This window comes from Fulvivirga sp. (genome assembly GCF_040220315.1).
Classification (GTDB): domain Bacteria; phylum Bacteroidota; class Bacteroidia; order Cytophagales; family Cyclobacteriaceae; genus Fulvivirga.
Window position 1 is genome coordinate 1 of record NZ_JAVJUY010000371.1, and the last position, 2,321, is coordinate 2,321.

Annotated in this window: 5 protein-coding genes; 1 reads left to right on the forward strand and 4 read right to left on the reverse strand. The window is 38.7% G+C overall.

Translation table 11 applies throughout. The features are described 5' to 3' along the window. The 4 genes from RLO81_RS19255 to RLO81_RS19270 all read right to left on the reverse strand — a co-directional run. Positions 1-319, reverse strand: a 319-nt coding sequence (locus RLO81_RS19255) for an NADPH-dependent FMN reductase (RefSeq protein ID WP_350115688.1), incomplete at its 3' end; no start/stop codon positions are given. Positions 320-323: 4 nt separating this feature from the next. Further along, a complete protein-coding gene (locus RLO81_RS19260) occupies positions 324-779 on the reverse strand; it encodes a DoxX family protein (protein WP_350115691.1) in 456 nt (151 codons plus the stop codon). 12 nt (positions 780-791) lie between these two features. After that, positions 792-1,445, reverse strand: a complete 654-nt coding sequence (locus RLO81_RS19265; protein ID WP_350115694.1) for a hypothetical protein — start codon at positions 1,443-1,445, stop codon at positions 792-794. A 53-nt stretch (positions 1,446-1,498) separates the two neighbouring features. Beyond that, positions 1,499-2,128 carry a Crp/Fnr family transcriptional regulator gene (locus tag RLO81_RS19270; protein WP_350115697.1) on the reverse strand — a complete coding sequence of 210 codons (630 nt, stop codon included), beginning with the start codon at positions 2,126-2,128 and terminating at the stop codon, positions 1,499-1,501. Between the two features lie 37 nt (positions 2,129-2,165). On the opposite strand from RLO81_RS19270, the gene RLO81_RS19275 reads away from it, so the two are divergent. Continuing rightward, a complete protein-coding gene (locus RLO81_RS19275; protein WP_350115700.1) occupies positions 2,166-2,321 on the forward strand; it encodes a hypothetical protein in 156 nt (51 codons plus the stop codon).

Below are 2,321 nucleotides of genomic sequence, written 5' to 3' on the forward strand. Positions count from 1 at the left end.
GTTTACCTTTCCATACTTTCATATCAATTCTGGAAAGCCAGTCGATAAGATTTTTGAATACTGCTGTATATGTGCCGTTGTGTTCAGCCAGCGAAATCACCAACCCATCAGCTGATTCGATTTTTTTATTGAATTTATGTGCGCCTTCAGGTATACCAAACTCTTCTTCAACATCCACACTAAATAAAGGCAGTGTGTAATCTTTGAGGTCTATGACACTCACAGAGGCATCTCCAACCTTGCTGGCGGCATAAATGGCCAATGTTTTATTGATAGATTTACTACTACTACTTGCTCCTATTGCTATTATCTTTTTCATCTTCTTATTTGTTTAAACTATTGACTAATTGAGTATCTAAGGCTTTTTTTCCACCCCCACTTATTAAGACAGAAATCGCAAGTCCAATAATCAGAAGCGCATATTCATAGCCTTCACCGGCCTGATTCCCGAACCAGTTCATGAAGAATCCATGCTCTAAATGGTTGGTGAAAATGATGCCTGTAAAAAGACCTGCTATCGCCAGAGACCATAATCTGCTTGCGAATCCTAGGATCAGGGAAATCGATCCTAAGAATTCAATCATGATTACTGCAAATGCTACAATCCAAGGCAGGTGCATTTGATTTGTAAAGGCATCCATAGTTGCCGTGAACCCATATCCTCCGAACCAGCCCAACATCTTTTGAGCTCCATGAGGAAATAGAACAATTCCTAATGTTAGGCGAGCTACCAGTGCTCCCCAATTACTTTCTGTGTTTAGAATTTTGTTAATCATCATAGTATTTATTGTTTAGTTGTTTAGAAAAATTTTTCGAACGAATACACCAGGAGATGTTCGGGTTATGGGAGCATCACCATACTGATCGAGGTCTAGAGCCAGTCCAAACTGAGTGGCATGCTTATCTACTCCTACTCTTATTTGCTGAAAGCTTCTGGTATGATGGGAGAACTTTTCCCAGTTAGTCAGTACTTGAGCACTGAAGAGCAGTTTCCAATCTTCTTTTAAGGGTAATGTCAACTGCATCTGCAAAAACATCTCAGCGTTGATTAAGCCTGTTTCTTCAACATGAGCTATTGTTGGGATAGCAGTTAAAACAAAATATTGTGATTTAATCGCGTATAAAAGAGATAGCCGCTGAGAGAAACCGGCTACACTGTTGTAATACAAACCAGGTCCAAAGGAAATAGCTTTAGTAATGTTCCAATAGATAGTAGAATGAACTCCTGTTTCATCAAACATGAAACTTTCCTGTTCATGATACTTCTGAAAGAATGCCAATGTGCCAATAGAAAAATTAGCAGTTGGTGTGAGTGACCTTAAAGAGAAAGATGTAAAGTCTGTCTTCTTATGGCCTGAAGCCAACTCCAGCTGTGTGATCTGTGCCTTGCTTCCATGGGCAATGACCATAAAAACAATTGCTAAAAAGGTGTTTCTCGTTATCATGATACAAAGGAGGCACCTTCTGTATCGGGGAAAAATAAACTAGTTTAAGAAAACTAACGTTTGCTCATCTTGCTGCGGATCATGCTTAAAAACTCAGGAGTGATTCCAAGATAAGCCGCCAGATCCTTTTGTTTGATGCGATTGGCGATGTGAGGATATTTGGACAAAAAGATTTCATAGCGCTCCTCTGCCGTTAGTGAAATACCTTCATTGGTTCTTTGTATATAGCTCACCAATGATCGTTGATAGAGGTTTCTATAAAAACGCTCGAACTTTGGTATTTCATCGAAAAGGCGTTCAAAGCTTTCTTTTGATATCATTAAAAACTCTGAATCTTCGAGTGCTTTGATGAAGTAGGTGGAAGGCTGTTGCAACATAAAACTCGCCATATCTCCAGTCCAGAAATCTTCAATAGCGAACATCGAAACATGCTCAACTCCATTGCGGTCGAGAGAATAAACCTTCAAGCAGCCTTTGGTTACAAAATATTCATACTTCATTACCTTGCCCGGTCGCATAACAAATTCCTTTCGTTTGGCACTCCCTCTTTTTAAAAGTGATTTGAATAGGTCTTTCTCTTCATCAGTGAGATCGATGAAGCGAGCTACATTCTGAAGAATTAAATCGAAGTCCGATGTTAAGGCCTGATCATTCATTGAAATAAAAATAGGAAAAAAAGACATGGATAAATCATTAACTTAGAACTAGTCTTATTGAAGTATGCCGAATAAGCTAATTAGTAATATTGAAGAACTTGTAACTCTTACCGGTAAAGAGAAGGAATTGGTGAAGGGGTCTTTCGAGCCTCGGCATCTTAAAAAGAAAGAATACTTACTCTACAAAGGGGATATCTCAAACCATATGCGATTTATATAA

Coding starts and splice junctions, on each gene's coding strand:
- RLO81_RS19270 (WP_350115697.1), bottom strand. CDS start 2,128: ATGTCTTTTTTTCCTATTTTTATTTCAATGAATGATCAGGCCTTAACA.
- RLO81_RS19275 (WP_350115700.1), top strand. CDS start 2,166: ATGCCGAATAAGCTAATTAGTAATATTGAAGAACTTGTAACTCTTACC.
- RLO81_RS19265 (WP_350115694.1), bottom strand. CDS start 1,445: ATGATAACGAGAAACACCTTTTTAGCAATTGTTTTTATGGTCATTGCC.
- RLO81_RS19260 (WP_350115691.1), bottom strand. CDS start 779: ATGATGATTAACAAAATTCTAAACACAGAAAGTAATTGGGGAGCACTG.